Consider the following 26,532-nt stretch of genomic DNA (forward strand, 5'->3'; position numbering starts at 1 on the left):
TCTTCATTGTTTCTCCATCACCCGGATCCCACCAACGGCAGGAGAAACGATACAACGACAGGATCCCACCCACCGTCGTTGTATAAGTTGGCTCAGTGATTAGGGCACCGAGCCCAAGCCAGCGCTTAGGCAGCCAGCTAAATATTGGTGTACAAATCGGGGCTGCGCACGTATTGCGCGGCCCCAGAATCAGCTTGCCGCAGACACTGCCTACGACTCAGCTAAAATACAGTCACAAGGTCCTGATAATATGGGCGTCTGGCTACCGCTTGGTTCACCAGTTATAGTGCTCTGTTAACATTTCATGCTAATTTTTCTTAACTTAGCCGTCAGTTGGGCACCAAACCTTGCTATGAAGCTCCAATTCGAACCCATTCAGCCTACTGCCGACAGCTCATTTACGCTGCTGCATTATACCAACGTCGAGAAAGGCGACCTGCTCTGGCACTACCACCCGGAGTATGAGCTGGTGTATCTGCCGCGGGGCAGTGGCCGGCGCCATATCGGGCAGCACATTTCTCGGTTCGAGGAAGGCGAGCTGGTGCTCATTGGTCCCGATTTGCCCCACCTCACGTTCAGCTACGGACAGCCGGCCGGCATTCCGTTTGAGGAGATTGTGGTGCAGTTGCGCTCCGACTTCCTGGGCGAAAACTTCTGGCAGCACCCCGAGCTAGCTGACATCCGACAGCTCTTGGCCCGCGCTCATGAAGGGCTGTCGTTTGGGGGCGAAACCCGCGCGGCCGTTGGCGCTGAGTTGCGCCGGCTGCTGCACGAGCCCCCTTTCATGCGCCTGCTCACGCTGCTGCGCGTGATGCAGACCCTGGCCCAGGCGCCCGCCTCCGATTGCCTTTCTCTACACGCCGGCCATGCTGGCCTGGGGCGGCAGGGCAAGGAGCAGCAGCGCCTAAGCCGGGTGTACCAGTTTCTGGAGCAGCACTACCAGCGGGCCTCGCTCTCGGTGCAGGAAGTAGCCGAAGTGGCGAACCTCTCGGTGCCGGCGTTCTGCCGCTACTTCCGCCAGATGACGCGCCTCACCCTCACCGATTTTCTGCAGGAGTACCGCGTAGGCCACGCCTGCCGCCTGCTGCTGGAAGATATTCCCGTGACGGAGGTGTGTTACTCTAGCGGCTTCAGCAACGTATCGCACTTCAACAAAACGTTCCGCCGCCACACCGGCCAAAGCCCCACGGAATACCGCCGCCAACGCCTAGCGGTATAGGTGCAGCAGTGGCCTAGAGTAGACTACTGCTTAACGAAGGAGACTGTATAACGTGCAGAACCCTACAGCAGAGCGTGGCCAAATAGCCTGATAACCTTCTGTTCGGCCTTGCCTCAACTTAGGCTTCAGCAGATAGTTTTTTGTCAGCTGAGTAGTTGGTAGGCTTCATCTGCTGGCTTCCAGCCGACCTGCTCCGCCCACAAGTCGGCGGCGTAGTAGAGTAGGTGAAAAATGGGCTCTTTCACATACAAGTACCCAGCAATGCTATCAGGAAACAATGCGGCGGCCCGGAGCTTCAGTTCGCCATATTCGGCTCGGGCGGAGGCTTGGGCACGCAGGTAGTCGCGAAAAAGCAAGGCGTAGCGCGTATTGAACCGTCCCTTCTCCCGAATGTGAATATGTATGCGTCTTTCCCCCACCGGCTCACGCATATAGAGCTTTTCAAGTTCAGGAGACTGGTCTGGCAGGCCATGAAATATGTCATACACTAGGTGCTCGCCCTGCCGAAAACCCGCCATCCGGAGCTGATGGATAAGCGATCCTGCCTTTGCCAGACTGACTACCTGTAGCTGTACATCCAGCACGTTCTTGGCACACAGCCCAGGAACGGCAGTTGAGCCAATGTGGTTAATTTCCAATAGGTTTTGCCCTGCCGCATCCCGAATACGCTGGGCAAGCAAGCTAAACTCCTGCGGCCACTCTACCTGATAGGGTAGTACTACCACTGGCCTTGAGGAAGCAAAGATTGGCAGGCTACTCATACGTTTCTTGTCAGGTATAGCGGCTGGCTTCACGGCCACGCTCAATTCAGATGCAGGTGAGTGTTAATCAGGCAGAACAAGAGCTTTTCGCCACCACCACCAGGGTAGCCACCTTAGCAGCGCAAGCTAGCTGCTTTGCCGGGTTACTCACCTTTCTTTTCTGGTTACGGCAAATTGCTACTCTTGAACGCGGTAGGCCACTTGCACTGTTAGAGCGGGAAATACTAGTTTACTATCGTATGCCTGCTTTTACGGTCAGTTGGCCGACCTTAGTTCGGCGTGGCTGGTGGCTGCTTCTGCTGCCGGTTTTGTTGCTTACGGCCGCCATTGCCCCCACCAGAACGGGCGAAAACCCCTTGGTGTTGCTGCCCGTAAAGCTGCCCTTCACGCCCACCCAATTCTATGTAGCCACTATCCGCGATGAGCGCCCCGACCGCTCGGCGGTAGCATGGCTGCTGCCGGCACCTACCAAGCCGGGTGCTCCATTGCTGGCTGCCAGGCCAGTAGATTTGCAAGGAGGTGGCCTAGCGTCCATTCAGGGGTTTGTGCGGCAGAGCTTACCTCAAAACCCAGCCCTGCGCCCTATTGCAATAAGATTGCGCGAGTGCCGGGTGCAGGAAACACCAGCGCCCAATGGGGCAGTAGAGGGACGCATTACGCTGGTACTGGCCTACGACTACCAGGCCCCCGAGCGCACTATATTTCTGACGGAATACCGTGGTGGTGCCCGCTACGTGCGCGCCGCCACCGACCGTACGCCTGTGGAACCGGCCCTGCGGCAGGCGCTGGCTAGTTCCCTCACCTACCTGAATACTTGGCTCAACAAGGCCGCCCCAACCGATGTACGCCTGGCAACGGCCGTGCGGCCTACGTTCCGGTACGAAACCCGCCGGACGGAATCTGACACCGTATTCTACGACCCCGCTAGGCCACTCACCTGGGCCGATTTTACGGGCCAGCCCCGGCCCAAGGGCCGGTTTGCGGCGTCTGTGTTTCCGGGTTTTGCTTACCAGGGCAGGCCTAGAGTGCGGAATGGCGTGGTAGAGCTTGAGTTGATTCTGTCCGTGTTCACGGTGCGCAGTTCCTCGTGGGTAGCGCCAGGCCAGCAAACGGCCTACAACCTCAATCACGAGCAGCGCCACTTCGATTTGGTGCGGCTGGTGGCCGAGCGCTTTCGGCGCAAAGCCACCCCCGATAGCCTGACGGTGGAAGACTACAACAGCATCCTGCAGCTGCAATACCTCAAGTCCTTCACCGAGATGAACCACCTCCAAGACCAGTACGATGCCGAAACCCACGGTGGCCTCGATGTGGCTGCACAAGAACGCTGGAACCGCCGCATTGAGGATGACTTGCGCAAATATGGCGTGCGCTAGGCCACTCCGGCCGCCTGGAGCAATTTCAACTCAACCAAAAAACGCCCCCACAACCTATTGATGTGGGAGCGTTTTCGTGTGTTGTTGAATCAGGCTGGCCGAAAGCTAGTTCTTTACTTTCCGCTCGCCGTCGTCGTCAACCTTGACCTTTTTGCCGCTGGAATACTTGGTTTTCCGCTCGCCATCTTCGTCAATCTTGACTTTGGTGCCGTTGGCATACTCAATTTTCACGTCGCCGCCGTCGCGCTCATACTTCACGATAGCTGGGCCTTTCCGGCGAGGAGCCGGGGCTGCTGCCGTGCGCGTGGTGGTCGTTTCCACCGTCGTTTCGGAAGCGGTATAAGGCGTGCCGGCGTAGTAGGCGTCGCGGTTCGAGCTATAGGTATTGTACTGAGCCGGGTTCGTCACGATGGTTTTCACCGAGCGGTCGGTTTCATCATTGATGGTGCGCAGGGCAGCGTAACGGCCCGTGGTATCGGTGGCGTAGCGCGTATTGGCCTGCTGAATGCGGCGGCCGCGGGTGTAATAGGTTTTCTGCACTTTGGTTACCACTACCGTATCGGTCAGGCGCAGGTCCTGGGCAATGCGGTCGGCGAGGCGGTCGGCTTCGGTGCGGTAGGCCACCGTATCGGTGTCGGTGGTGACAGCTACGTTGTCATTCACTACCACAGCCGTATCGGCAGCAGGTGTGGTGGCTGCGTCTACCGCCGCTTGCTTATCCTGATTGCAGGAAACGGCGGTGAAGGTGGCAGCACACGAGAGGAAAAGGAGCGTCTTGTTCATGGAGTCAAAAACTAGTGAGACTTCTGCCCGGAAGCCGAAGTTTGGCGCTGTTACGCAGGGCTTCTCTATATAGTTTCTCGACTAGGTTTTCCGGAGAGGAGTACGAGGCTGTATAAGACATTCATTAGTATTACTTTAGAAGACAGCTAACGCACTCAAGTCAGCCGTTGGAAAAAGCCCTCTACCCGGCAAGTAGCCAGGCAACCCTAGGCCAGTTGTTGCCATCTAGCTTATAACCTGTTACTCACTAACCCTTCCTGACTATGCACGCAGCCCATGTACGCAGCCTCCTGACCGCCACCTTCTTCTCCCTTGCCGCTGGAGTTGGTATGGCGCAGTCCTCACAGTCTCGCTCCGTGGGCGATTTTCAGGCGATTCAGGCCTCCGGGGCCATCGACGTGGTATTGCGCCAGGGCTCCCAGACTTCTGTGAAAGTGGAAGCCGAGTCCGATGTTCTATCTTCCATCAAGACGGAAGTAAAAGGCAATAAGCTGGTTATCTACCGCGACAACAGCAGCTCTTCACTCTGGTCGCGCCTCACCGATTCCGACAAGGTGAAGGTGTACGTCACGTGCCCGCGCCTGAACTCCGTGGAAGTGAGCGGGGCTAGCGAAATCAAGAGTACCACGCCATTCCGCGCCGACGATTTTACGGTGCGGGCCAGCGGGGCCAGCGAGGTAACGCTTACCCTCGATGTCAGAAACCTGAACGCCAGCGCTTCCGGGGCCAGCGACCTGCGCCTTGCCGGCCGCGCCGAGCAGCAGCAGGTGCACATCAGTGGCAGCAGCGACTACCAGGCCTACGACCTGAAAAGCCAGAATGCCAAAGTTGAAGCCTCCGGGGCCAGCGACGCCTACGTGGCCGTAGCCAACGAGCTTTCCTCCCGCAGCTCCGGCGCCAGCGACATTCATTATAAAGGCAACCCAAGGGTGCGGAAATAGTGGCCTAGGCTGGTTGGCTGGCTTAGTACCTATAGAAAAGCACGCCATCCTGAGCGGAGCGAAGGATCTTACCAGGTAAGAACGACTGGCCTAGCGCCTCGTGCTGACGGGAAAAGATCCTTCGCTCCGCTCAGGATGACGTGCTTTTTGGGTTCAATGCTATTAAGAGAGGTCGTTCTATGCTTCCGTACGGGGCGTGCGGGGCTGGCCCTCGCCGCGGTAAGCTTTGGCGCGGTAGGCCATGGGCGAAAGGCCAGTTTGCTTGCGGAAGAACCGGGCGAAGTAGCCCGCATCAGCAAACTGCAGCTCATAGGCTATTTCCGACACCGACAACGACGTATAGACCAGTAAGTTGTGGGCTCGCCGGACGGTGTGTGCCTGCACAATCTCCAGCGCTGATTTGCCCTTTACCGTCTGGCAAATGCGGTTCAGGTGGACGGGCGTAATCTTCAGTTCCTGGGCAAACTGCGAAATCTTCTTCTCGAACGGCGCCGACCGGGCGATGCACTTCTGAAACTCGCGGAAGTAATGCAGGGCCCGGTTGGGGCTGTCTTCTTTGGTGCGGTTGAGTTGCAGCAGCCGGAAAATCTTGACAAACAGCAGCTTGAAGTACCCATTGAGTGCCAACTGCTTCCCCGGTAAATCGGAGTTGATTTCGGTGTGAATTTGCTGCTCCAGGTCGAGCAGCTGCGAGAAGGGGATGTCGGCATCGAAATATGACAGGATATACACCGAGTTCAGCTCGACCATCACGGCCGGAGTAGCCTGCAGAATCGTGTCCATGAGGGCCTCCGAGAGGGTGAGCGTGCGCCCTTTTACCTGGGGGCTGAACGTGAAGCCGTGCACCGTATTGGCCGGAATAAGTACCAGGCACGGCGTAGATAGCTCCACCGGCTCGGCGGCCGCCTGAAACGATGCCTGCCCGGCTTCCAGAAAAAACATCTGAAACAGGTTGCCGTGCAGGTGCGGCTTCAGGCCCCAGTCGGAGGTGCGGTTGCGGGGCGAAATCAGTTGGCTGCACAAGTAGTCGTGCGAGACCTGCGCCTTGCTGTCGCCGTAAATGCCGTCGTAGCGCGCTATGGGTTCTTTTGTGCCAGCCATGCGGTTTGTGTGCTGCTTATACTCGTGAAAAGTGAGCTGTTGATTTCTCCTATTTTCAGGAGTAAAATCTTGGCATATCGGCATCAAAAACCGCTAATTCAGGATTTCGATGTTTGATTTGTCCTGACAAAATAGCGAAATGTTTCAGTGCCTCCAGACATGTACGCCGTATTTTTGTCCTACCTAGTACCAAAGCCTGTTTACTCTTTACCCCGAGGCATAATTGCTTCGTATAAAGAGGTTCTTTTTGTTACTAGGAGCAAGTAAGGTCCGGCGTATTTGTTCCCACCGATACGCCTGTTACCACCCAGGTTCGGCCTTTCCTGTTTCCCCCCAACTTCCCACCCAATTCCCATTTCCCACATGGAAACCTCCCCCATTTCCACCCGACTTGCCCCGCTAGGCCTCTCCAACACCGCTCAGGTACACCTCAACCTCTCGCCCTCGGAGCTGATTGAGCACGCGCTCCGCCGCGGCGAAGGCACCCTCACCGACACCGGCGCACTGATGGCCGACACCGGCGCCTTCACGGGCCGCTCGCCCAAGGACCGCTTCGTGGTGAAAGACGAAAACACCCAGGACTCGGTTTGGTGGGGTGATATCAACATTCCGTTTGCCGCTGATAAATTCGATCAGTTGCAGGAGAAAATGACGAAGTACCTGGCTGACAAAGAGGTGTTTGTGCGCGAGGCCTACGCCGGCGCCAACCCCGATTACCAGCTGAAGCTGCGCGTGGTAAACGAGTTGGCCTGGCACAACCTGTTCTGCTACAACATGTTCCTGCGCCCCACAGAAGGCGCCGACACCACTTGGACGCCCGACTTCAGCATCATTTGCGCCCCCGGCTTCGAGGCTGACCCAGCCGTAGATGGTACGCGCCAGAAGAACTTCGCCATCCTAAACTTCACCAAAAAGATGATTCTGATTGGTGGCACCGGCTACGCTGGCGAGATGAAGAAAGGCATCTTTGGGGTGCTGAACTACCTGTTGCCCCACGAGAAGAATACGCTGAGCATGCACTGCTCTGCCAACGTAGGCAAAGACGGCGACACGGCCATCTTCTTCGGCCTTTCGGGCACGGGCAAAACCACCCTTTCCGCTGACCCCAACCGTGGCCTGATTGGTGATGATGAGCACGGCTGGACTCCTGATGCCGGCATCTTCAACTTTGAAGGCGGCTGCTACGCCAAGGTAATCGACCTTTCGGCGGAGAAAGAGCCTGAAATCTGGAATGCTATCCGTTACGGTTCCATCGTGGAGAATACGCGCTACGTGCCCGGCACGCGGACCGTGGACTACGCCAACAAGTCAGTGACGGAAAATACCCGCACGGCCTACCCCATCAACTTCATCCCGAACGCGGTGGAGCCTTCGGTGGCTGGCACCCCCAAGAACATTTTCTTCCTGACGGCCGATGCGTTCGGCGTGCTGCCTCCCATCAGCAAGCTGGATAAGTGCCACGCCATGTACCACTTCATGTCGGGCTACACCGCGAAGGTAGCCGGCACGGAAATGGGCATCACGGAGCCTCAGACGACGTTCTCGGCTTGCTTCGGCGCTGTGTTCCTGCCCCTGCACCCCACCAAATACGCCGAGATGCTGGGTCAGAAAATGGACGAGAACGAGGTGAATGTGTGGCTGATCAACACCGGCTGGACTGGCGGCAGCTACGGCACCGGCTCGCGTATGAAACTGGCCTACACCCGCGCCATGATTACGGCCGCGCTGGAAGGCAAGCTGGATAACGTGGAGTTCCATAAGCACCCCACCTTCGGGGTAGAGGTTCCTGCCTCCGTACCGAACGTGCCCGCCGAAATTCTGGACCCGCGCGACACCTGGACCGACAAAGAGGCCTACGATAACACCGCCGCCGACCTGGCCGAGAAGTTCGTGAAGAACTTCGAAAAGTATGCTTCCTACGCCAACGAAGACATCCTGGCGGGTGCTCCGAAAGTGCGTGTTACGGCCGGCGTATAACTACTGGCTACTTGCATAAGCAAAAGCCCCGCTGGCTCATGGCCGGCGGGGCTTTTTTGTGTTTTACAGTGGCCTAGGCCACTCTCCTACTTCCCTTTGGCGGCCGGCAGCGCGGCTAGGCTGTTCAGGTAATTTTCGAGCATGGTATAGCCATTTGGGCTGGTTTTGCCCCGGTCTGAGGCGTCTTTGGGGTTGATGCGCTGGCTGGTTTCCCAGGCATCGGGCATGCCGTCATGGTCCGTATCAACGGGCGCGGCTGCGGATTTCAGCTCCGGCCAGGCCTTCTGCGATACGCTATAGGGCGTGCCGTGCGGGTAGCCACCCTGCACATCAATCAAGCGGCCGGTGCGCGTCATCACGTTGCGCACGATCCGCTGATCCAGCGTATCGCGGCGGGGGCGGGTGGCACCTACCTGGGCTAGTACCACAGTGTAGGCCTCCTGGGCACTCTGCGTCGTGACGGGGCCGAGGTCGAAGGGCTTGTCGGCTTTGGCCAGGGTGGTATCGGCGGCGGTGCCGTCCTGCATCGTGACGCCGCGCCAGTTGTGGCGCGTGACTTCAGCGCTGGCGTCTACATAGTTGCCGGAGAGGTAGAACTTGCCATAGGGCAATGGGTTGGGGCCTTTCTCCAGCTTGTAGGGGTTCAGTACCCGCGCCCGCACGCTTTCCTTAGTGGAGGGGCCGTGTTTGTAGTAGTTATTGACGATGTTATAGTTGCCGCCCTCGCCGGCGTACACGTTGTTTTCGCCCCAGTTGTAGAGCACGTTGTTGCGGAAATCCACATTCTCGTAGCCGGCCGGGTGCGTGTAGCGGCTGCCATTAAAGCGTGGCGTGCGGTTGTTGCAGCTCGCAAACAGGTTGTGGTGCATGGTGGCGTGCTGCCCGCCCCAGATACCGCCAAACCCGTGCCGCTCGAAGTCTTTATCCCCCTTCTCGAAGTGGTACGAGTAGTTCAGGGGCTCACTCATGAGGTTCCATTGCAGCGTGGTACTGTCGCCCTCATACACCGAGAAGACCTCATCAGTACTCCAGCTCATGGAGCAATGGTCGATGATGAGGCGGTTGTTGCGAATTCCACCAAACGCATCGTCGCCACCGCCGCCATCTACCTGGCCCTGGTTCTGGTTTTTGTCGCCCATGCGAAAGCGCATAAAGCGCACTATCACGTTGTTGGCCTTCACATTTACCGGGAAGTCGGCCAGGCAAATTCCATCACCCGGGGCCGTTTGGCCGGCAATGGTGGTGTTGCTTTTACTGATAGTGAGCGGGGAAGTGAGATGAATGGTGCCTGACACCCGAAACACCACCGTGCGGGCCGGCGCCGCTTTGGTAAGCGCATAGCGCAGGCTGCCGGGCTGGCCATCATCGGTGAGGTTGGTTACTTCAAATACTGTGGTAGGCACTGCCACCGTGCCACGCCCGCCGGTAGTGAACCGGCCCGCTCCTTCCGCGCCCGGAAACGCCAGCTGCAGACTTGCCACGGGAGCTTCTGTAGCCGCCAGCAATGCGACGAAACCTACTGCAGCCGTGGGCCAAAGAGCCGCACGACCTAATTGGCGAAGCAGCGAATTATCAACCATAAACGAGGGAATTTGAGAGGAGTGGAAGGGCGAGTTACCGGGAGCCCAGCAGCACACTGTAGGCCTATGGCACGATGATATTACCCAAATACTACGCCCAACTGGCTGGCCTACGCGCATTTCTTTGTGCAATCGATGCCGGCAACGTTGCCATGGCGGGGAAAGCCCGATTCACTAGCGCGCACCGTGGCCTGAAGCCGAACCGTTTAGCATGCCTAGGCCACTCCCCACCAAACCCGACAGCAACGAAAAGCCCCGACTACGCGTCTGTATCCCCGTTTGCAGCGCTAAAGCTGCTGCCAAGTGAAGTATGATGCAGGTTCTGGAAGAGGTGAAGCCTAAGCAGGCACGGGTGGCTATTGCGCTGTTTTTCTTCGTGTCGGGGTTTGGCTTTTCTACCTGGGCCTCGCGCATTCCCACCATTCAGCATCAGTTGGGCCTTAATGAGGCAGAGCTGGGGGGTGTGCTGCTGGCCCTGCCTACTGGCCTCATGCTTACGCTCCCCGTCACGGGGATGCTACTGCGCCGCTTCAGCAGCAGGCAGGTGATGCTGGTGGGTGCCATTCTCTACAACACGGCGCTGGCCCTGCTGGGCTTCGCGACGCACACCTGGCAGCTGGTCGCGCTCCTGTTCTGCTTTGGCAGCTCGCGAAACCTGCTTAATATCTCCGTCAACGCGCAATCAGTGGGTGTGCAGGCGCAGTACGATAAATCCATCATCGCTACTTTTCACGGCGTCTGGAGTATGGCGGGCTTTGCGGCCGCTGCGGTGGGGGCAGCTCTGGTGCAGGAGCACGTAGGGCCCGGGCCGCATTTCGCGGTGGTAGCCGTGCTGCTTACGGGTGTGGCGCTCTATAACTACCAGCGTACGCTGCCGCTGCCGCCGGCACCCGAAGAACGACGGGCGGGCTTCAGCTGGCCTAGTGCGGCCCTGCTCAAGTTCGGGCTCATTGCCTTTGCCTCCATGGCCTGCGAAGGCACCATGTACGACTGGAGCGGCATCTATTTCCAGAAAGCCGTGCTGGTACCCAAAGAAGAGGCCGCCCTCGGGTTTGCTGTGTACATGGTGGCCATGACGGCAGGCCGCTTTGCCGGCGACCCGCTCGTGAACCGTTTCGGGGTAAAGCCTCTTCTGCAGGGCAGTGGCCTACTTATGCTGGTGGGCATGCTATTGGCAGCGGCGGTACCTACGCCCGTGGTGGCGGGGCTGGGTTTTGTGCTGGTAGGTCTGGGCGTGTCGTGCGTGATTCCGCTGGTGTTTGGCATGGCGGGCCGCTCGGCGGCGCTCAGTTCAGGCTCTACTATTGCGGCGGTTTCTACGGTAGGCTACTTCGGGTTTCTGGTGGTGCCGCCGGTGGTAGGGTTCATTGCCGAGGCAGCCAACCTGCGCTGGTCGTTTGCCCTTATGGCGCTGCTTGGGGGCGGCGTAGTGTGGCTGGTGCGAAAAATAGAACAGTAAGGCCGCCAAGTAGTGGCCTATTGCACAAACTCCGCTGTCATTCTGCTACATACCGCACTCTTTCTGTGTACCTTGGAAGGTAGAAAGCCGTGCTCGCATGGAAAAAACAGGGAAGTTGCGCCGAGTGATGAAGTATTTTTTTGTGCTAGTAGTTTGGTGCCTTCCCTTGCTGACGCAGGCTGCCCAGCCGCTCAAACCCTTGCAAATTGCCGAGCAGTTTGTGGCCAAAAGCGGGTGGGCCGATATGAAAAACTACCTCAGCGGAGAAGCCGCCGGACAGGCCCGTAACCAGAGCCTGGGCCAGCAGATTCCGGCCAATTTGGAGCGCCGCTGCCAGCTGCTGCAGCAAGACCAGCGCACCGCCGTAGTGGCCGTAGAACTCCTGGATTCAGTAAGCCGCAACGATATCTACCTGCACTTCCGCCGGGATTCCACTACCGCCAAAGCTCCCTGGAAACTGGAAGCCGTGCGCAGTCTCTCCATGACCCAGCTTGGCCCGCCTATGCTCAAGCTGCTCACCGAAATGCCTCCCGCCGAAGTAGCCCAGTACAACCAGAAGCACCCCGCCGCCCCCCACGACTTTATGCTCGGCAACATCCGGCTCTGGATTGGCTCTGATGCCGATATTCAACAGCACTTTCGGCGCAATCAGGCGGCTTTCCAGCGAGCTGCTCAGCTCATCCAAGCCCGGCAGTATTTCACCGCCGCCCCCGATACGGCCGGCCTCGGGGAGCAAGCGGCCAACTCCGCTGTGGAGCTGCAGGCCCTGCTCCAGCCGCTTTACATCAGCCGCGTAACCCGGCGGTACTTGGGCTGCGCCACTTGCCTGGAGTTCATCATCGGCGGCGTTTCTGGCAACACCGTAGGCCTGTTCTATCAGCCCAAACCCGAACAGGTGCCTGCCATGACCCCCGATCATATCATCGTCATCAAGCCACTGGGCAACGGCTGGTACCTGTTTAAAACGACGTAGGGTTCCGCCGCACTCAGCTAGTTAACTGCTACTTTGCCGGCATGAACCGCTTCGACCGAATCACGGCTATTCTCATTCAGCTGCAAGCCCGTCGGGTGGTGAAAGGCCAGGAGCTGGCTGAGCGGTTTGGCGTCAGTCTGCGCACGGTGTACCGCGACCTGCGCACATTGGAAGAAGCGGGAGTGCCGCTTTACGGGGAGGCAGGCGTGGGCTACTCGCTGGTAGAAGGCTACCGGCTGCCGCCCGTGCTGTTTACACGCGAAGAAGCTACGGCCCTGCTCACGGCCGAGAAGCTGGCAGCCCAGCTCACCAACCCGCATATGGCACGCCTTACCGGGGCCGCCATGGACAAGCTGCGCGCTGTGCTAGGCCACTCCGACCGCGACTACCTGGCTGAGCTAAGCCCGCGCGTAACGGTGCTGAAACCCTGGCTGCATCGCGCCTCTGCCCCTCCCTCCAGCGATACGCATCAGCTCCTGCTTTCCAGCATCGCTACCCATCGTGTAGCCGCCATTGATTACCGCGCCGGTTACCACGGCGCAGCCACCCAGCGCGAGGTAGAGCCCATCGGGCTGTACTATGGGCAATACTGGCACTTAGTGGCCTACTGCCGCCTGCGCCAGGAATACCGGGATTTTCGCCTCGACCGCATCACCAGCCTGCAGCTGCGAGACGAGCACTTCGAGCCGCGGCCCGAGACGCTGCAGTCGTACTGGGCCGAGCAGGCGCGGCAGCGGCCCGGCACCACGGTGGTAGCCCGATTCCGGCCCGAAGCACTGGCCTACGCTCATGAGAACAAGCATTATTTCGGCTGGCTGCAGGAGCAGGAAACCGAGGAAGGTCTGGTGGAAATGACGCTTCAGCCCATGCACCTGGAAAGCATAGCGCGGTGGCTGATGCTGTTTGGGGCCAACGTGACAGTAATGTCGCCGCCGGAGCTGCAGCAGCGCCTGCGCGACATTGCCCGGGAGGCCTACGAACATTTTTCTGGCACTGCGGAAAACCTGCTGACATAGGGCTGTCAGTGGCCTACGCGAGTTTTGGGACATCCTTCACCTAACCTCATCACTTGCCATGGAAGCCACCCTTGTCACCCCGCATGCCCTTGCCCTACTGCCTGAGCTCGACCACGAGCTTACCCTCACGCGCCGTGTGCTGGAGCGCCTGCCCGCCGAGCATTTCGATTGGCAGCCTCACGTAAAATCGATGACGCTAGGCCACCTCGCGGCCCACACCACCGACTTGCTGGGCGGCATTAAAACCACCTTCGAAACCACCGAGCTAAACCTGGCCAACTACACCGACCTCGCTCCGGCGAAGCCCACCACCACGGAGGAACTGGTATTACGTCTGGCAGAAAATGGAGCCGCCGCCCGCCAAGCCCTCATGGAAGCCTCCCCCGAAGACTTCGAGCAACTCTGGACGTTGCGATTCGGGGAGCAGGTTATTATGAGTCAGTCCCGCGCCGGTATTGTGCGCCACCTCATCAGCCACACCATCCATCACCGCGGCCAGCTCTCCGTATACCTGCGCCTGCTTGATGTGCCCGTGCCCTACATCTACGGCCCATCGGCTGATGAAACTGAAGCACGCTAGGCCCTAGGCCACTCCACCCGCACCCAACGGCGCCCGAAGCTTTCGTAGCTTTGGGCGCCGTTAGCTGTTACTGGCCCACAGCAGTTGCCTAAGTTTTCAAGGCCAACTTTTTTGTTTAATTGTGATGCCGCACCAGCACTTTTTGCTTTACAAGCCCTTTGGGTACCTCAGTCAGTTTGTGAGCGAAAATGCGCGGGAGGCCCGAAAAAAGAAGTTTTTGGGCGAGCTGCACGAATTCCCGGAAGGCACCATGGCCATTGGCCGCCTCGACGAGGATAGCGAAGGTCTGCTGCTGCTCACTACCGATGGCCGCGTGAGTGAGCGGGTGCGCCGCAAGGATGTAGAAAAGGAATACTACGCCCAGGTAGACGGTCTTCTGACAGATGAGGCCGTAACCCAACTCCAGCAAGGCATCGAAATTGCCCACCGCAGCGTGCTCTACCAGACGCTCCCCGCCCGCGTCCGCCGCCTGGAGCAGGCCCCCGAGCTGCCACCCCGGGGCCGCAAAATCCGCGACGACCGCCACGGCCCCACCAGCTGGGTTTCTCTTATCGTGACGGAAGGCAAGTTTCGCCAGATCCGCAAGATGACAGCCGCTGCGGGCTTTCCTACGCTCCGGTTGGTGCGGGTGCGCGTGGGCACTATCTGGCTGGGTGGCCTAGGCCCCGGCGACGTGCAGGAGGTAGCTGATTTTGCACTACCCGGTCCTGACCCAGCGGCTACGGCGGCTCAACCTAGTATATAAATCTCCTGTTAACGCCTGGCAGTGCGTTGGACCCTGGCCTTTCACTATACTTTTTAAGGCGAAAGGGCCTAGGAAGCGTACAGAAGAGCTTTTATTGAATAAGTATAATTTTTTATTTAAATATTATCAATATATATTTTTATATGTTTACCTTAGGTACATGTACTTGTGGTTCCGGCAAATGATGTTCTAGGCTCCCTATTGCCGGAGCCCAGCACCTGATCTATTCCCCACGGCGGGCAGCCTTCATTGGCGTTGCGCAGTTGCTTCCACAGCCTTTTTTCCCTCACGCCGGCCTTGTTTTCCAGCAGTATCTGCATACTGCTCCGGTCCCCCTATTGCCCTTGCCTGCACTACTCCAGCACGAGTTTTTGGGGTGGCTAGGCCAGTACCATACCCGCTGCTGAAGCTTGTCCCTTTTGATGGCAAGCTGCTCTAGAACGGGGTAGACTAAACACCTTCTGGCTTGTGCCCGCGTGGCCCTACAAGGGCAGAGCTACTTGCGCAGAACTACTTTTCTGGTGATCGGGACCAAGGCTACAATAGTGTGTGGCCCGCCTTGGTGTGCTGCTTGGCGGCCAATCGGATAATTGATGTTTCGGGCATTCCTCTTGAATGAAAAACTCATGCGCTCTACTTCTCACTCTGCATTTACCACCCACACCTGCTTCACTCAGTTTCTGACACAAATCAACAACATAGCTGTAGGCCTCTGCCGCTATGCGTTGGTGGTAGGCCTGCTACTTACCGGCCTGTCGGCCAGTGCTCAGAAAACGGGGTTTGGGGGCTCCCTGTTCTCCCAGTTCGGCAATGAGCCGACGAAAGAGCAGTGGATCTTCGGCATTCTTAACCCCAACAATTCCGAATACTTCGAGGGCACTTCTACTCCTCAGCGCCTCCTGCTCAAGGACATTCCGCGCACTGCCTCGGGCACCGATAAGCATACGCTGTATTTCCGGGTGCTGGCCACCAAAAGCGGCATCAATGCCTACGACTTTCTGGTTAGCTACGACCAAACCAAAGTGGACTATGACGCCATAACCGGCACGGAACGCCCCGACCTGACCCCTACAGTAAGTGGCGAATCAACACAAGGAGAAAAAGACTTGCTGGCGGCACTGTATGGCAAAACCGGGCCCTTCAAAGCCTTGGCTACAGCTCCTACAGCTGCTCAGCACAAGGGTGCCGTGGGTACCAGCAAAACCACCGCGTACATTGTCAATAAATATGACGGGCTTTACCCTGGCGATGCCCGAAAAGTACAACTCTATAGCGATGAGGAGTTTGTAGGCACTCCGGTTTTACGCCTGATGAGCTACACAAACCCGGACAAGGACCAGGACTCTTATGCGCTGTATGAATTAGAATTTGAATTTAAGCGGGGCACCACCGTCACTTCTCCCGACTTGCTGCTGCTGATGGGTGGCCACTTGGCCCTCAGCGGGCAGAGCGGCCCCGTAACGCTGGCCGAAATTCGCTACGATAACAGCAAAGGCGCTTCCTTCATCAGCGGTGGGCCTTATCACTTCAAGCTGGATAAGCTGGACGGCATCAGCCTGGGTAATCAGGACAACCAGATCCAGTCGGGCGCCATCACTATTTTTGTAGCCTCCCGTTGCACCCTAGCTGATAATATCAATACCTGCGCCGGCTCAATACTGGACTACAGCGTTTCCACAAATGCTTCGGGCGCTACCATTACCTGGACGATTCAAGGAAGTGGAACATTTGTGGATGCGAGCGGCGCGCCAACCACTCCCGGCAATACCACAGCCGTGAAGGTGAAAGCCTCCGATGTAGGCACCACTGCCGGAACCTTCACCGTCACGGCCACTATCACGGCCCCAGGGTTTGTGGGTAGTTCCTGCTCTGATGTGGTAACCGTAAACCCACTTCCGACCGTGACGGCCGACGATAAGCCCGTGTGCGTAGGAAGCACGGTGCAGCTGACAGGCAGTCCGAGTGGGGGAACCTGGAGTGGTGCCAATGTTTCGGGCTCTACCTTCAATGCAGCCGGACTCACGGCGGGCACCTATACCGTCACCTATTCCTTCACGAGTGCTGGGGGGTGCACCTCCACTGACAACGCTACCATCACGGTGAATGACCTGCCTACCGCAGGTATTACAGGAGGCACCTTCTGTAAAAACGGCACCACTCAGCTCTCGATAACGAGTGGCCCTACCACTGGCACTTTCAGCGCCAGCCCGTCCGGCCTCAGCATCAGCAGCTCTGGTCTCATAAACCTAGCAGCCAGTACTCTCGGCACCTACACCGTCACGTACAGCTTCTCTGATGCCAACTCCTGCTCTAACACGACGACTTCCTCTGTAACCGTAAACGATCAGCCTGGCCAACCCGCCGTGACGGTTGTGCAGCCTAGCTGTTCCTCCATGACCGGCACCGTAACCGTCACGAGCCCAGTAGGCCCCAATGTGGAGTACAGCAACCAGGGAGGTGCGTATCAGTCTGAGGCAACCTTCACTTTCAATGCCGGACAGGGCTACAGCATTGTGGCCAGAACGAAGAACACGGAGTGTAAATCAGCGGCGGCCGTCTGTACCCCCGATCCTAATTATCCGGTGGCCGGCCTTAAGGCCAGCACCCAATTGAAGCAGGCAGTGGAGGCCCCGGAAAAAGTCATTCAGACGGAGGCCTACCCCAACCCTACTGGCTCCGATGCCACCATCAACTTTTCAGTACCCAAGAGCGGGCGCGTTCTGGTAAACGTGTATAACTCCATGGGCAAGCAGGTAGGCGTACTCTTCGATGGAGAGGTGAAAGCCGGGGAGCAACGGTCGGTGGTGATGAAAGGCGGCGCGCTGCCTACGGGCACCTACTACTACCGCGTCACGAGCCATGGCAAAACCCAGACGAACCGCATAAGCCTCGCTAAATAAGGCCTTCCGGTAGCTCTGGCTTACGAAAGCCTCCCCCATATTTTGGGGGAGGCTTTTCGGCGCGTGCTCATACCGTAGTTATCGGGTTTTCTTCCAGCCGCTAGCTACAGTAGCAGCACATCAATGCGGTGGGCATGCACCATCTGGAGCGAGGCCGACCAGGCGAAAACGGTGAAGTAGCCATCCTGGGAGGCCACCAGGGCCAGGGCATTGCGCTGGTCGTGCACGAACTGAGCGGCGGCGAGGTGGCGCGTGCCGCCGTTCTGGGCCGGGTGCAGATGCTGCATGCTGCTCCCCACCACGGGCTCCGTCAGAACCATTTTATCTACGGGGGCGCTGCCGTCCGCGCGCGATACCTTGGCCCCAAATGCCAGCAGGTGGTATTCCCGCGTGATGACCGTGGCCCCATCAACAGCCGTGAAGCCGCCCACGATGCCAATGTTGCGCAGCAGCCGGTCCTGCCACTTCCGCTCCGACTGGTCTTGCTCCTGTGCCTCCACAATGCCCCGATAGGCAGGAGTAATAGGGTAAGTCATGGGCTGCACAATGGAGGCTTTCCATTCTTCTGACTGAGCCGGAACCACCAGCACTAGGCCCCCGCGGCCATGAGCCCGCATGGCCGAGGCCAGTTCCAGAAGCACTGTATCATGCTCATCGGCCTCCTCCCCAAACCCACCGGGCAGAAACGCATCCAGGGCCGGGCAATCGGCCACGGCGGCGTTGTCGGCATCTACGAGCTGCAACTGGTCGCCGCGCAGGATGGCCACGTTCACAAATTTGCCGAAGCCATCGGTGCGGCGGTGCTTCACTACCAGCAGGCCCGGCTCTATTACTTCCAGCACAAAGCACAGCGGTGGAATACCGATGGCGGTGCCCCACACGTACAGCCCATCGTCATCAAACCACACGCCCAGATGAATGCCCGGCTGCGCTACGGCCGGCGCCAGTTTGAGCAGGTTATAAGGAATCAGGCGGCGCGGATGGGCAAATACTACGGGCTGCGTGGCTTGGTCTGGCGGCAGCAGGGCCAGCGAGATTTTGGGCGAGTAGCCTTCTTCCCGGCGCAGACTGGCCCAGAACGCCACATCAATGATGGTTTCTACCCATTGCCCCTGCGGCGGTGGGGCCAGCCGGGCCACCTCACTGGGCTGAGCGGCCGCCCGGTGCCGGGCAAAATGCGTTTCAATCATAGGGGCTACCACGCGGGCGGCCAGGTACGAGGGTTCTGAAAGCATGCTGGCCAAGTTCGGGGCTTTTCGGGGCGAAACCTACTCCAGAAGGTCTATTCCGCAGCTTCCAGCAGCATTCTGCGGCAGGGCTCTACTACTTGCGAGAATAAGCGGTAGATTTGCAGTATTAGTTACACCTCGCATCCGGCCCCACCCCCAGCCGCGCCCGGCACTTTAGCCCGCGCCTCAGCCTGGCTTTTTCGCCCTCCGCTGGCCTTACCGCCTCCAGCTTAGCCGCTGGCCTCCTCTACTTATTACCCGCAAACTGGGAGTAAGCGGATTTCTTTATATTAAGAAATTTGATTATTGAACCTACCATAGTTATATTTTGTCCTATTAGAACACAGAACGAGCCTTTCTCACTGACTACGCTTAGCAAAGCGCATACAAACGACCACTAACACGCATGGGTAAATCGCAAGCCACCTTCGGCAAAAAGGAAAACGAAAAGAAGCGCTTGAAAAAGCGCATGGACAAGGAGGAGAAGAAAGAAGAGCGCCAGGCCAACGCCAAAAAGGGCCAGGCTCTGGAAGAAATGCTGGCCTACGTAGACGAGAACGGCAACATTTCCTCTACTCCTCCGGATCCCAAGAAAAAGAAGGAAATCAAAACCGAGGACATCCGCATCGGCGCGATGAAGCAGGAGGATATGGAGCAGGAAGACCCGATCCGCAAAGGCACGGTTACGTTCTTCAACGACTCCAAAGGCTACGGTTTCATCAAGGACTCCGAGACGCAGCAGAGCATTTTCGTGCACGCGAACGGCTTGAGCGGCATTACTATCAAGGAGAACGACAAAGTGACGTTCGAGGTAGAAATGGGTCCTAAAGGTCCTAGCGCTTTCGGCGTGAAGCTCCAAGCGTAAGTACCATTCCCTCACAACCAGAAGAGGCTGAAGCTCCCGGAGCTCCAGCCTTTTTCCGTTTATGGGTCACTAGCTATAGGCCAAAAAAAATAGTACACACTTCGATTATTGCAGCTTATTGCCAATGGCCTAGGCCACTGTGCTCACCGCAGGGGCGTGGCGGCCGTAGTCTGGCGCACAAACAGTAGGGCATCGAAGGCTTCCGTGAGCTTGAAGTTGGAGTAATCGTCTTTGCCGCTGGAAGGCATATAGCCCACGAAACGCAGGGGACGCTTCAGGTTTTGCGTGCTTAGCTGCTTGGTGCTGAGGTAGAACACGGGCGCGCTTACCTCGCTCAAAAAAGCCTCCCAGGAGCCCACCAGCGGCGACTCAAGGGGGTAGCTGGCCATGGGGCTGGTGCGGGTGATGCGTTTATCGGTGGTAGCGGCGAAGGTGCCGGTAGCGGTGCTGGTGCCCAGCACAAAGTACTGCCCGGGCAACATGCGCTCCAGAAAGGCACCCGTGCCACCGCCGTTGCCAGGATCATCGGCCATGGCAATCTTGCGAGAAACGTGAGCATCGTGAGCCCACACAATCACCTTCTCGTTTTTGCCCCGCACCATGAAGTTGGTCATTTCAGCCATCAGGCTGTCGCGGGAGCTGTTGCGCTTTTTCACCGTGAATTGGTAGAACACATCGAAGGCCACCTTCGCATCAAGCGCAAAGCCTTCGGCCAGTTCCCGCTGCTTGCGGGGCAGGCGGGCAGTGGTTAAGGTCTGCTGGATTTTCTCGGCGGTGTAGTAGCCCTCCAGGCCACCGGCAAGCCAGCGCTTCCGTGGAAATTTGAAGTCTTTCTTGTTCAGGTTATCCCAGATAGAGTCTTGCAAGGCCGCATGCTTGGTAAGCGTAGCGGTTAGCTCCTGTAGGCCACTCTTAGGGTAGCGGGCGGCCAGCGCACTTAGCTCCCGGGCTTCGGGCAGTACGTAGCCGAAATCGATGCCGCGTACCTGCACCTGGCGGCGGTGCGTGCGGTTGTGGGTTTGCATCCAGGTGAGCAGCTCGGCGGTTTCCTGGTTTTGCCAAATGCTGTACAGGTGGGCCTTCATGAGGGATTCCACGGCGGCCTTGGGCTGGCGCAGGCCCTCGTTGAGCAGATAGGTGTCGGTGTAGTCATTCTCGAGAGCCACCTGCGAAAAGCCATATTCCTCCATCAGGATGCGCGTCAGCCAGAAGCGCAGCTTATAGAACTCGGCGGTACCGTGGGTGCCTTCGCCCATAGCCACTACTTTCTTGCCAGCCATCTGTTTCACCAGGGGCTGAACCGTGGCCCGGAACTCTTCGAAGCTCTGCACACTCACGGCGTTGATGAGGCTAGGATTGAGGGAGATGCGGGCCGTATCGGTAGCAGCGGCAACGGGTGCAGTGGGTGTAGCCGCCGACTGGCCTAGGGCCGCCACGGAAGCGGTAGAGAGCAGGGCCGAAGCGAGCAGGGAGCGAAGCGAAGTTTTCATGGGTATGGGAGAAAGAAGGATGTCTGGATTGCCCCTCGTTTGCCGATGGGGAACGATGCAAAGCAACAGCCCCCAGGCCGCTCCTACCGGCTTTCTTCGACCAGTACAGGCCCATTTCCGACCAATGCTGACCAGCCATTTTTTGGTCGAAAAAACACCCCGCTTGGTCGAAAAACGGAGGAACCCTAGTGGCCCACAGGCGAAAAAACCACCACCTTCGCCGCATGCCCACCACTGCCACCGACCGGCCTAGCCGTTTCCCTCTCTTCTTCGAGTTTCTGATCTGGGGCTTGTATGTAGGCCTGTATAAGTATGCGTATTACCTGGAGCTGGCACCCAAGCTGCCCCGGCCGGTACTGGATGTATTCCCGTATCCGCAGCTTTTCCTGTTTGCGCTGGTGGCCACGCTGTATGTGGTGCCGTACTACCGCTGGCTGCTGCCTGTGTTGCTGCGCCAGCGGCGCTATGCCGTGCTGGTGGGCGTTTCGTTGGTGTATTTGTGGTGGGGTATCAAGCTGAACACTGGCCTAGCGGCTCTGCTGTTTAGCCCACTGGCCGCGCCTCCTTCGCTCACGGCCTTTTACCAGCAGTATGCGCTACATGGGGCCGGACAGTTCTTCAGCATGGCTAATCCGCAGCTAGGCCTGTTGCTGACTGATTTGCTGGCCTTTAGCTGCGTGGCCTTCGTACGCTCCGCCTTCGAGCAAGAGTACCGCCGCCGCCACCTGGAGAAAGACCACCTGGCCCTGCAGCTGGAGCAGCTCAAGAGCCAGCTGCAACCCCACTTTCTGTTCAACACGCTCAACAGCATCTACGGCCTAAGCCTGGCGGGCTCGCCGGAAACGCCGCGTTTTATTCTACTACTCTCAGAGCTGATGCGCTACGTGCTTTACGACAGCGGCAAGGAGTACATCAGTCTGCCCGAGGAGGTTACGTTTCTGGAAAATTACTTCGAGATGGAACAGCGCAAATATGCCGGCGCCAGCATCCGGTTCCGCACTGAGGGCAACGCCACTGGCCTACAGGTGCCGCCCCTGCTGCTGCTGCCGCTGGTAGAAAACAGCTTTAAGCATGGCCGCCACCATTTCTCGGATGCCGCCAGCGTAGAAGCAACCCTCACGGCCTCGCCCGGCCACCTGCACTTCCTCATCGAAAACGACATGCTGCCCGAAGCCCCGGCGGCCAGTCCCCGCCGGAGCGGCGGCATCGGCCTCCAGAACATCCGGCAGCGCCTGAATCTGTATTACCCCAACGCCCACAATCTGCAACTCTCTGAGCACAACGGCCGCTACCGCGCCGAGCTGACACTGCAGGTGTAACCCCACCCCCGGCCCCTCCCCTCCGGGAGAGGGGTGCCAGACGATAGACGTTCCAGAACGCACCCCTCTCCCGGAGGGGAGGGGCCGGGGGTGGGGTCAGGCAGTAGAACCAGCTTATCCACTACATTGCCATCCTACCTTATGACTACTACTCCTGCCCCCGTTCGCTGCCTGATTGTGGACGATGAGCCGCTGGCCCACCAAGTGCTCACGCAGTTCATTGGCCAGACGCCGGGGCTGATACTCACGGGCAAGTGTCGCAACGCTATTGAGGCGCACGAGCACCTACAGCAGCACCCCGTAGATTTGCTCTTTCTGGATATTGAGATGCCGCTGGTGAGTGGCCTACACTTTCTGAAAAGCCTGCAGAACCCGCCCAAAACCGTATTGACAACGGCCTATCGCGAGTATGCCTACGAGGGCTACGAGCTGGACGTACTGGACTATCTGCTCAAGCCCTTCAGCTACGAGCGGTTCATGAAGGCCATTTCGCGCTTGCCGGCCGTGCAACCTATTCCGGCCGCCGATGCCGCAGAGGAACGGTACCTGCTGGTGAAAGAGCGGCAAGGGCTGCTGAAAGTGCCACACCGGGATATTGTGTACGTGGAGGGCTGCAAGGATTACGTGAAGCTCATTACGGCCACCAAAACCTACCTACTGCACCAGACGATGAAGGAGATGGTGGAAACCCTGGGCCCCAGCTACCTGCGTGTGCACCGCTCTTTCATTGTGGGCACGGCTCACATCAAGCTGCTCCAACCCGAAAACGTGGTCCTGACGGATAACACCTTCATTCCTATCGGCAACTCCTATAAGCCTGAGGTGCAGACATTTTTCAGGAAGTAGGGCTATTGGTATGGCACTAAAAAAGGCTGAAGCCCCTATTGGAGCTTCAGCCTTTTTTAGCAGCTTCAAACCGGCGCTAGGCCACTCTGTTCTAGGGCTTAAGCTGATAGCTGAGCGAAGCCTGCAGCACCTGGTTTTTCAGGTCGCCGCGGTAGGGCTGGTCTTCCCGGTTGAAGGCCACCAGACCCGTAGAAGCGCGTAGGCCTATCCCGAAGCCGGCGGGCAGCTGCAGGCCCAGCCCACCGGTCAGGCTCACATCAATTCGGCGGTACCTATCGGAGGCGGCGCGGTCAATATCCTGTTGGTAGCCTCCTACAATGGTGCTGCCATATACGGTGCCTTTTTCGTGGGCACTTAGCAGCATGCCGGCCTGGGGCCCTGCTTCCAGATACAACTTCCCGAAGGTGGCGCGCAGCATGATGGGCACATTTACATAGGAGCGGTTCAGACGATAATCGGCACCGTAGCCGCCATCGGCTATGCTGTGGTCGTCGAGCTTTAGCTGCATATTCTGGCGGCTGTAGGCCACTTCCGGTACCACCGAGAGGTGCTCCGTCAGCTTGTGTACATAATACACGCCCACTTGGTAGCCCAGCCGCCCATCGGCGCTGGCGTTGCGCTCCTGGTTGCTGGAGGAGGTAGAAAGCAGTGAGGTGTTGAGCCCTGCTTTCAGGCCCAACTGCGCGTGCGCGCTACCAGCCAGCAACATCCCGGCTGAAAGTAGTACAAGGTATTTCATAGTGTAGCGGCTTAAGAATTTGGCTTTTCCTGTAACAGAGAGCTCCGGCTGGCCTCCACGGTTGCATACACCAACGCCCTCCGCAGTAGTACTTGTCGGGTAGGCTGTTGTAGGCCAGCAGAAAAAGCTGCCGGATGCCGTTGGGAAGTAGCTCGGCGTTAGGGTTTGCGCGCCGTTTTCAGGAGCTTTGCCGCCGTATCTGCGGCACAGGCGTTTGGCCGCCTGGCCAGTTTTGTTGTCTATTTCTATATGAAATATTATTTACCCGTTGTTTGGCTTTGTCTGGCGCTAACCGCCTGTGCTCCCAAGGCCGTAGTGCATACTACCCAGGTTATGCAGCCGCTGAAGGCGTACGAGGGCTTTTTGGTGGTGAAGGAAACAGAAGAGTTTACCGATACGGCGCAAGAACTCGGCGATATTCATATCAAGGACAACGTGGGCTTATCCCTGATTTGCGACTACGAAACTGTGCTGGAGCTAGCTACTACGCAAGCCCGCCAGATGGGAGCCAACGTACTCCGGATTTATGAGCATCGGGCGCCCAGCCTGTATGGGAGCAGCTGCCACCGCATTCGGGCCAAAGCCCTACGCGTGGCCGATATCACGCCCTACGAGAAGGAGGTACTGTGGCACCCAGCCCGCCGCCTCCGGCAGGCTGACTTTAAGGGCAGCATCGAGGAGCGTCCTTTTCAGGCCGCTACCAGCAGTAGCCTGCGCTACCGTGCGGCCAACAACCTGCTGCAGGGCACTGTGCAGTTCACCATCGACACGTACTTCGACTGCCAACAGTCGTACTTCAAGCCCTCCCCCAATAACGCCCGCACGCTGGCGCACGAACAGCTTCATTTTGATATTACGGAGATCTACGCCCGCCGCTTTGCCAAGCTGCTGCAGGAGCAGCTTACCAACACCCAGGAGCTGGAGCGCCAACAAGAGGGGCTCTACCGCCAGCTGATGGTGGAGTGCCAGCTCTTGCAGGATAAGTACGACAGCGAAGTATACGCCGACCACAACAAGCTGCCGGGCTGGCAGCTAAAAATTGAGCAGGAGCTCACGGCCATGCAGCCCTACTCGGCCAAGCAGTTCACCCTTAAGCGCAAGCTCTAGCGCCCTGGTATAGCGCGAGGCCGGGCAAACAGGCCTAGGCCAGAGCGCGCCTCCGCTTTCATCAAGCTCGTTTCCGGTCTTTGCCGATGGCTCTACGCTGACGCTTCTGCCACAGGCGCAGCGAATACCACAACACAGCCCCACCAAACACCATCAGCACCACCACCCCCAGTTGCCACCAGATGGTAAAGGCCACAGGAGTAGCCGCTGGGCTTTCCCGTAGGCCTAGCGCCACCCGAAGCGTTTGCACGGAGGTGTACTCGCTGAAGACAAAAATGGCCACGCACCCCACCATGGCCCCCACCAGCAGCGCCTGGTGACGCAGGAAAGCGGCCGCCAGAAACATCAGCAAGGCATACAGGCCCGCCCCTACCAGTATGCCCCCAATGCCACCAGTGAGCAGCAGCGTGTATTTCACCTCCCGGTCATTGGCGTAGGCCAGTAGGGGCCAGAGCAACAGCATGCTCACTGCTATACCTGCTATCAGTCGCTTCATCTGTTCCGAAGCAAAAGACCCGATGCGGCCCTCTGCCGACACCGGGTCTTCTTTTAGAATTGCCTGATGAAAACCCGCTACAGATCCGCGCCTTCCATGGAGGCCAGGCTCTGTTCGGCGGCCGTAGCGTCGGAGGTCGGTGGTGTGGCCGGCGTGCTGATGCGGCGCTTCCCGAAGTAGCTAAGCCCCACGGCTACCAGCGCCGCCCCGCCCAGTACTTTCTGGGTGGTGCTCAGGCGGCCTAGGCCGCTGCCTTTGCCCAGCTTCTTGAGCGACTTGGCGGCCCCGCCGAACAAGCTCTTCTTGCCCGACTTCTTTTTGTTTTTGGTCTTTTTCATGACATGTAGTGAAGGATGAGAGAAAGTAGTGGGCGCCCCAAGTGGCCTAGCAGCCCGTGGCAACGGCGGCATGGGCTACGCAGCTACGGGCTACCCGTTGTCGGCGTCATTTAGCGGCTTGCGGGGAGCGGAGCTGTGGTGTTTGCGAGGTTTGGGGCTTTTCAGGGCGGCCGGCGCGCGGGCTGGCTCCACTTCCGCCTCCTGCACGCCAGCGGTTTCCGGGGCTTCGGGCAGCCTAGGCCAGTTGAACCGGGAAGCGGGGCGTGGTCGGTCGTCGTCGGGCTTACGCTGATCCAGGTAGATCAGGCCCGCGGCCACCAGCACCAGGCTGCCTACCAGCTTCTGCCCCAGGCTGAGTTTCGCAATTTCGTTGGTCACCTTCCGGAACCGCTTCACCGATTGGGCCGCCGCCGCGAAAATGTCGTCCGGCACAACAGCTTTGGCCTTCTTCGAGTGCTTCTTCTTGTGCTTAGACATAGGAATGCAGGCTAATAAGCAGCAGGACAATTTGTAGTGGCACGTCGGCTCGTTCCGGGCGGCTCCGCAGTATGTACCGTATTCGCAGCGGCGCCCTTCAAGGTTTCTACAACTCTATGTAAATGGACACACTGCCGAGCTTCGCAAACGCTGAATAGCCGCCGATTCTTGTTCCACCTTCTCCGTCTAGGCCACTAAACCGGCACCAATGTTCT

24 protein-coding genes are annotated in these 26,532 nt (G+C 58.4%); 14 read left to right on the top strand and 10 right to left on the bottom strand.

Features of this window, described 5'->3' with window-relative positions:
* Positions 1 to 352 precede the first annotated feature (352 nt).
* Complete coding sequence (locus tag CFT68_RS15925; protein WP_088844521.1) at positions 353 to 1,219, top strand: AraC family transcriptional regulator; 867 nt, start codon at positions 353 to 355, stop codon at positions 1,217 to 1,219.
* A 143-nt stretch (positions 1,220 to 1,362) separates the two neighbouring features.
* Here the strand turns inward: CFT68_RS15925 and CFT68_RS15930 are convergent, their stop codons facing one another.
* Positions 1,363 to 1,980 carry a GrpB family protein gene (locus tag CFT68_RS15930; protein ID WP_141106587.1) on the bottom strand — a complete coding sequence of 206 codons (618 nt, stop codon included), beginning with the start codon at positions 1,978 to 1,980 and terminating at the stop codon, positions 1,363 to 1,365.
* 239 nt (positions 1,981 to 2,219) lie between these two features.
* Between CFT68_RS15930 and CFT68_RS15935 the strand changes: the two genes are divergently transcribed.
* A complete protein-coding gene (locus CFT68_RS15935) occupies positions 2,220 to 3,356 on the top strand; it encodes a hypothetical protein (protein WP_088844523.1) in 1,137 nt (378 codons plus the stop codon).
* Between the two features lie 105 nt (positions 3,357 to 3,461).
* Here CFT68_RS15935 and CFT68_RS15940 read toward each other — a convergent pair whose 3' ends face one another.
* Positions 3,462 to 4,139 carry a hypothetical protein gene (locus CFT68_RS15940; RefSeq protein ID WP_088844524.1) on the bottom strand — a complete coding sequence of 226 codons (678 nt, stop codon included), beginning with the start codon at positions 4,137 to 4,139 and terminating at the stop codon, positions 3,462 to 3,464.
* Between the two features lie 263 nt (positions 4,140 to 4,402).
* Here CFT68_RS15940 and CFT68_RS15945 point away from each other — a divergent pair, with 263 nt between their 5' ends.
* Positions 4,403 to 5,080 carry a head GIN domain-containing protein gene (locus tag CFT68_RS15945; RefSeq protein WP_088844525.1) on the top strand — a complete coding sequence of 226 codons (678 nt, stop codon included), beginning with the start codon at positions 4,403 to 4,405 and terminating at the stop codon, positions 5,078 to 5,080.
* 177 nt (positions 5,081 to 5,257) lie between these two features.
* Here CFT68_RS15945 and CFT68_RS15950 read toward each other — a convergent pair whose 3' ends face one another.
* Entirely contained in the window at positions 5,258 to 6,181 is a 924-nt protein-coding gene (locus CFT68_RS15950) for a helix-turn-helix domain-containing protein (protein ID WP_170934828.1), read from the bottom strand.
* Positions 6,182 to 6,544: 363 nt separating this feature from the next.
* Between CFT68_RS15950 and pckA the strand changes: the two genes are divergently transcribed.
* Entirely contained in the window at positions 6,545 to 8,158 is a 1,614-nt protein-coding gene (gene pckA / locus CFT68_RS15955) for a phosphoenolpyruvate carboxykinase (ATP) (protein ID WP_088844527.1), read from the top strand.
* An 86-nt stretch (positions 8,159 to 8,244) separates the two neighbouring features.
* Here pckA and CFT68_RS15960 read toward each other — a convergent pair whose 3' ends face one another.
* A complete protein-coding gene (locus CFT68_RS15960) occupies positions 8,245 to 9,738 on the bottom strand; it encodes a pectate lyase family protein (protein ID WP_245815415.1) in 1,494 nt (497 codons plus the stop codon).
* A 310-nt stretch (positions 9,739 to 10,048) separates the two neighbouring features.
* Between CFT68_RS15960 and CFT68_RS15965 the strand changes: the two genes are divergently transcribed.
* The 6 genes from CFT68_RS15965 (at position 10,049) to CFT68_RS15990 (ending at position 17,411) form a co-directional block, all read left to right on the top strand.
* Complete coding sequence (locus CFT68_RS15965; RefSeq protein ID WP_212590423.1) at positions 10,049 to 11,197, top strand: MFS transporter; 1,149 nt, start codon at positions 10,049 to 10,051, stop codon at positions 11,195 to 11,197.
* Positions 11,198 to 11,363: 166 nt separating this feature from the next.
* Positions 11,364 to 12,170 (top strand): hypothetical protein, encoded by an 807-nt coding sequence (locus CFT68_RS15970; RefSeq protein WP_141106588.1) that lies wholly within the window; start codon positions 11,364 to 11,366, stop codon positions 12,168 to 12,170.
* A gap of 41 nt (positions 12,171 to 12,211) precedes the next feature.
* Positions 12,212 to 13,186 (top strand): helix-turn-helix transcriptional regulator, encoded by a 975-nt coding sequence (locus tag CFT68_RS15975; RefSeq protein ID WP_088844529.1) that lies wholly within the window; start codon positions 12,212 to 12,214, stop codon positions 13,184 to 13,186.
* 58 nt (positions 13,187 to 13,244) lie between these two features.
* Positions 13,245 to 13,766 (top strand): DinB family protein, encoded by a 522-nt coding sequence (locus CFT68_RS15980; RefSeq protein WP_088844530.1) that lies wholly within the window; start codon positions 13,245 to 13,247, stop codon positions 13,764 to 13,766.
* Between the two features lie 124 nt (positions 13,767 to 13,890).
* On the top strand, positions 13,891 to 14,511 hold the full coding sequence (locus CFT68_RS15985) for a pseudouridine synthase (RefSeq protein ID WP_088844531.1): 621 nt from the start codon (positions 13,891 to 13,893) through the stop codon (positions 14,509 to 14,511).
* Positions 14,512 to 15,137: 626 nt separating this feature from the next.
* A complete protein-coding gene (locus CFT68_RS15990) occupies positions 15,138 to 17,411 on the top strand; it encodes a T9SS type A sorting domain-containing protein (protein WP_170934829.1) in 2,274 nt (757 codons plus the stop codon).
* A gap of 104 nt (positions 17,412 to 17,515) precedes the next feature.
* On the opposite strand, the gene CFT68_RS15995 is transcribed toward CFT68_RS15990, so the two are convergent.
* Positions 17,516 to 18,646 carry a putative sensor domain DACNV-containing protein gene (locus tag CFT68_RS15995; RefSeq protein ID WP_088845105.1) on the bottom strand — a complete coding sequence of 377 codons (1,131 nt, stop codon included), beginning with the start codon at positions 18,644 to 18,646 and terminating at the stop codon, positions 17,516 to 17,518.
* A 400-nt stretch (positions 18,647 to 19,046) separates the two neighbouring features.
* On the opposite strand from CFT68_RS15995, the gene CFT68_RS16000 reads away from it, so the two are divergent.
* Entirely contained in the window at positions 19,047 to 19,505 is a 459-nt protein-coding gene (locus CFT68_RS16000; RefSeq protein WP_088844533.1) for a cold-shock protein, read from the top strand.
* Positions 19,506 to 19,648: 143 nt separating this feature from the next.
* On the opposite strand, the gene CFT68_RS16005 is transcribed toward CFT68_RS16000, so the two are convergent.
* Entirely contained in the window at positions 19,649 to 20,995 is a 1,347-nt protein-coding gene (locus CFT68_RS16005; RefSeq protein WP_088844534.1) for an erythromycin esterase family protein, read from the bottom strand.
* 224 nt (positions 20,996 to 21,219) lie between these two features.
* Here CFT68_RS16005 and CFT68_RS16010 point away from each other — a divergent pair, with 224 nt between their 5' ends.
* A complete protein-coding gene (locus CFT68_RS16010; protein ID WP_088844535.1) occupies positions 21,220 to 22,314 on the top strand; it encodes a sensor histidine kinase in 1,095 nt (364 codons plus the stop codon).
* 141 nt (positions 22,315 to 22,455) lie between these two features.
* Positions 22,456 to 23,160 carry a LytR/AlgR family response regulator transcription factor gene (locus CFT68_RS16015; protein ID WP_088844536.1) on the top strand — a complete coding sequence of 235 codons (705 nt, stop codon included), beginning with the start codon at positions 22,456 to 22,458 and terminating at the stop codon, positions 23,158 to 23,160.
* Positions 23,161 to 23,251: 91 nt separating this feature from the next.
* Here CFT68_RS16015 and CFT68_RS16020 read toward each other — a convergent pair whose 3' ends face one another.
* Entirely contained in the window at positions 23,252 to 23,899 is a 648-nt protein-coding gene (locus CFT68_RS16020; protein WP_088844537.1) for a porin family protein, read from the bottom strand.
* A 249-nt stretch (positions 23,900 to 24,148) separates the two neighbouring features.
* Here CFT68_RS16020 and CFT68_RS16025 point away from each other — a divergent pair, with 249 nt between their 5' ends.
* Positions 24,149 to 25,006, top strand: a complete 858-nt coding sequence (locus CFT68_RS16025) for a hypothetical protein (RefSeq protein WP_141106589.1) — start codon at positions 24,149 to 24,151, stop codon at positions 25,004 to 25,006.
* 61 nt (positions 25,007 to 25,067) lie between these two features.
* On the opposite strand, the gene CFT68_RS16030 is transcribed toward CFT68_RS16025, so the two are convergent.
* From CFT68_RS16030 to CFT68_RS16040, 3 genes are all read right to left on the bottom strand, one after another.
* The gene (locus CFT68_RS16030) at positions 25,068 to 25,502 is read right to left on the bottom strand and encodes a hypothetical protein (RefSeq protein WP_088844539.1); all 435 of its coding nucleotides are present in this window, start codon (positions 25,500 to 25,502) and stop codon (positions 25,068 to 25,070) included.
* A 77-nt stretch (positions 25,503 to 25,579) separates the two neighbouring features.
* Entirely contained in the window at positions 25,580 to 25,840 is a 261-nt protein-coding gene (locus tag CFT68_RS16035; protein WP_088844540.1) for a hypothetical protein, read from the bottom strand.
* A gap of 90 nt (positions 25,841 to 25,930) precedes the next feature.
* Positions 25,931 to 26,317, bottom strand: coding sequence for a hypothetical protein (locus CFT68_RS16040; RefSeq protein ID WP_088844541.1), 387 nt, complete (start codon positions 26,315 to 26,317; stop codon positions 25,931 to 25,933).
* Positions 26,318 to 26,532 lie beyond the last annotated feature (215 nt).

The sequence above is a fragment of the Hymenobacter gelipurpurascens genome, from assembly GCF_900187375.1.
Classification (GTDB): Bacteria; Bacteroidota; Bacteroidia; order Cytophagales; family Hymenobacteraceae; genus Hymenobacter; species Hymenobacter gelipurpurascens.

What these genes read in the sequence shown, in the direction of transcription:
- CFT68_RS15925 (WP_088844521.1), top strand. Translation starts at nt 353, where the DNA reads ATGAAGCTCCAATTCGAACCCATTCAGCCTACTGCCGACAGCTCATTT.
- CFT68_RS15930 (WP_141106587.1), bottom strand. Translation starts at nt 1,980, where the DNA reads ATGAGTAGCCTGCCAATCTTTGCTTCCTCAAGGCCAGTGGTAGTACTA.
- CFT68_RS15935 (WP_088844523.1), top strand. Translation starts at nt 2,220, where the DNA reads ATGCCTGCTTTTACGGTCAGTTGGCCGACCTTAGTTCGGCGTGGCTGG.
- CFT68_RS15940 (WP_088844524.1), bottom strand. Translation starts at nt 4,139, where the DNA reads ATGAACAAGACGCTCCTTTTCCTCTCGTGTGCTGCCACCTTCACCGCC.
- CFT68_RS15945 (WP_088844525.1), top strand. Translation starts at nt 4,403, where the DNA reads ATGCACGCAGCCCATGTACGCAGCCTCCTGACCGCCACCTTCTTCTCC.
- CFT68_RS15950 (WP_170934828.1), bottom strand. Translation starts at nt 6,181, where the DNA reads ATGGCTGGCACAAAAGAACCCATAGCGCGCTACGACGGCATTTACGGC.
- pckA (WP_088844527.1), top strand. Translation starts at nt 6,545, where the DNA reads ATGGAAACCTCCCCCATTTCCACCCGACTTGCCCCGCTAGGCCTCTCC.
- CFT68_RS15960 (WP_245815415.1), bottom strand. Translation starts at nt 9,738, where the DNA reads ATGGTTGATAATTCGCTGCTTCGCCAATTAGGTCGTGCGGCTCTTTGG.
- CFT68_RS15965 (WP_212590423.1), top strand. Translation starts at nt 10,049, where the DNA reads ATGATGCAGGTTCTGGAAGAGGTGAAGCCTAAGCAGGCACGGGTGGCT.
- CFT68_RS15975 (WP_088844529.1), top strand. Translation starts at nt 12,212, where the DNA reads ATGAACCGCTTCGACCGAATCACGGCTATTCTCATTCAGCTGCAAGCC.
- CFT68_RS15980 (WP_088844530.1), top strand. Translation starts at nt 13,245, where the DNA reads ATGGAAGCCACCCTTGTCACCCCGCATGCCCTTGCCCTACTGCCTGAG.
- CFT68_RS15985 (WP_088844531.1), top strand. Translation starts at nt 13,891, where the DNA reads ATGCCGCACCAGCACTTTTTGCTTTACAAGCCCTTTGGGTACCTCAGT.
- CFT68_RS15990 (WP_170934829.1), top strand. Translation starts at nt 15,138, where the DNA reads ATGCGCTCTACTTCTCACTCTGCATTTACCACCCACACCTGCTTCACT.
- CFT68_RS15995 (WP_088845105.1), bottom strand. Translation starts at nt 18,646, where the DNA reads ATGCTTTCAGAACCCTCGTACCTGGCCGCCCGCGTGGTAGCCCCTATG.
- CFT68_RS16000 (WP_088844533.1), top strand. Translation starts at nt 19,047, where the DNA reads ATGGGTAAATCGCAAGCCACCTTCGGCAAAAAGGAAAACGAAAAGAAG.
- CFT68_RS16005 (WP_088844534.1), bottom strand. Translation starts at nt 20,995, where the DNA reads ATGAAAACTTCGCTTCGCTCCCTGCTCGCTTCGGCCCTGCTCTCTACC.
- CFT68_RS16010 (WP_088844535.1), top strand. Translation starts at nt 21,220, where the DNA reads ATGCCCACCACTGCCACCGACCGGCCTAGCCGTTTCCCTCTCTTCTTC.
- CFT68_RS16015 (WP_088844536.1), top strand. Translation starts at nt 22,456, where the DNA reads ATGACTACTACTCCTGCCCCCGTTCGCTGCCTGATTGTGGACGATGAG.
- CFT68_RS16020 (WP_088844537.1), bottom strand. Translation starts at nt 23,899, where the DNA reads ATGAAATACCTTGTACTACTTTCAGCCGGGATGTTGCTGGCTGGTAGC.
- CFT68_RS16025 (WP_141106589.1), top strand. Translation starts at nt 24,149, where the DNA reads ATGAAATATTATTTACCCGTTGTTTGGCTTTGTCTGGCGCTAACCGCC.
- CFT68_RS16030 (WP_088844539.1), bottom strand. Translation starts at nt 25,502, where the DNA reads ATGAAGCGACTGATAGCAGGTATAGCAGTGAGCATGCTGTTGCTCTGG.
- CFT68_RS16035 (WP_088844540.1), bottom strand. Translation starts at nt 25,840, where the DNA reads ATGAAAAAGACCAAAAACAAAAAGAAGTCGGGCAAGAAGAGCTTGTTC.
- CFT68_RS16040 (WP_088844541.1), bottom strand. Translation starts at nt 26,317, where the DNA reads ATGTCTAAGCACAAGAAGAAGCACTCGAAGAAGGCCAAAGCTGTTGTG.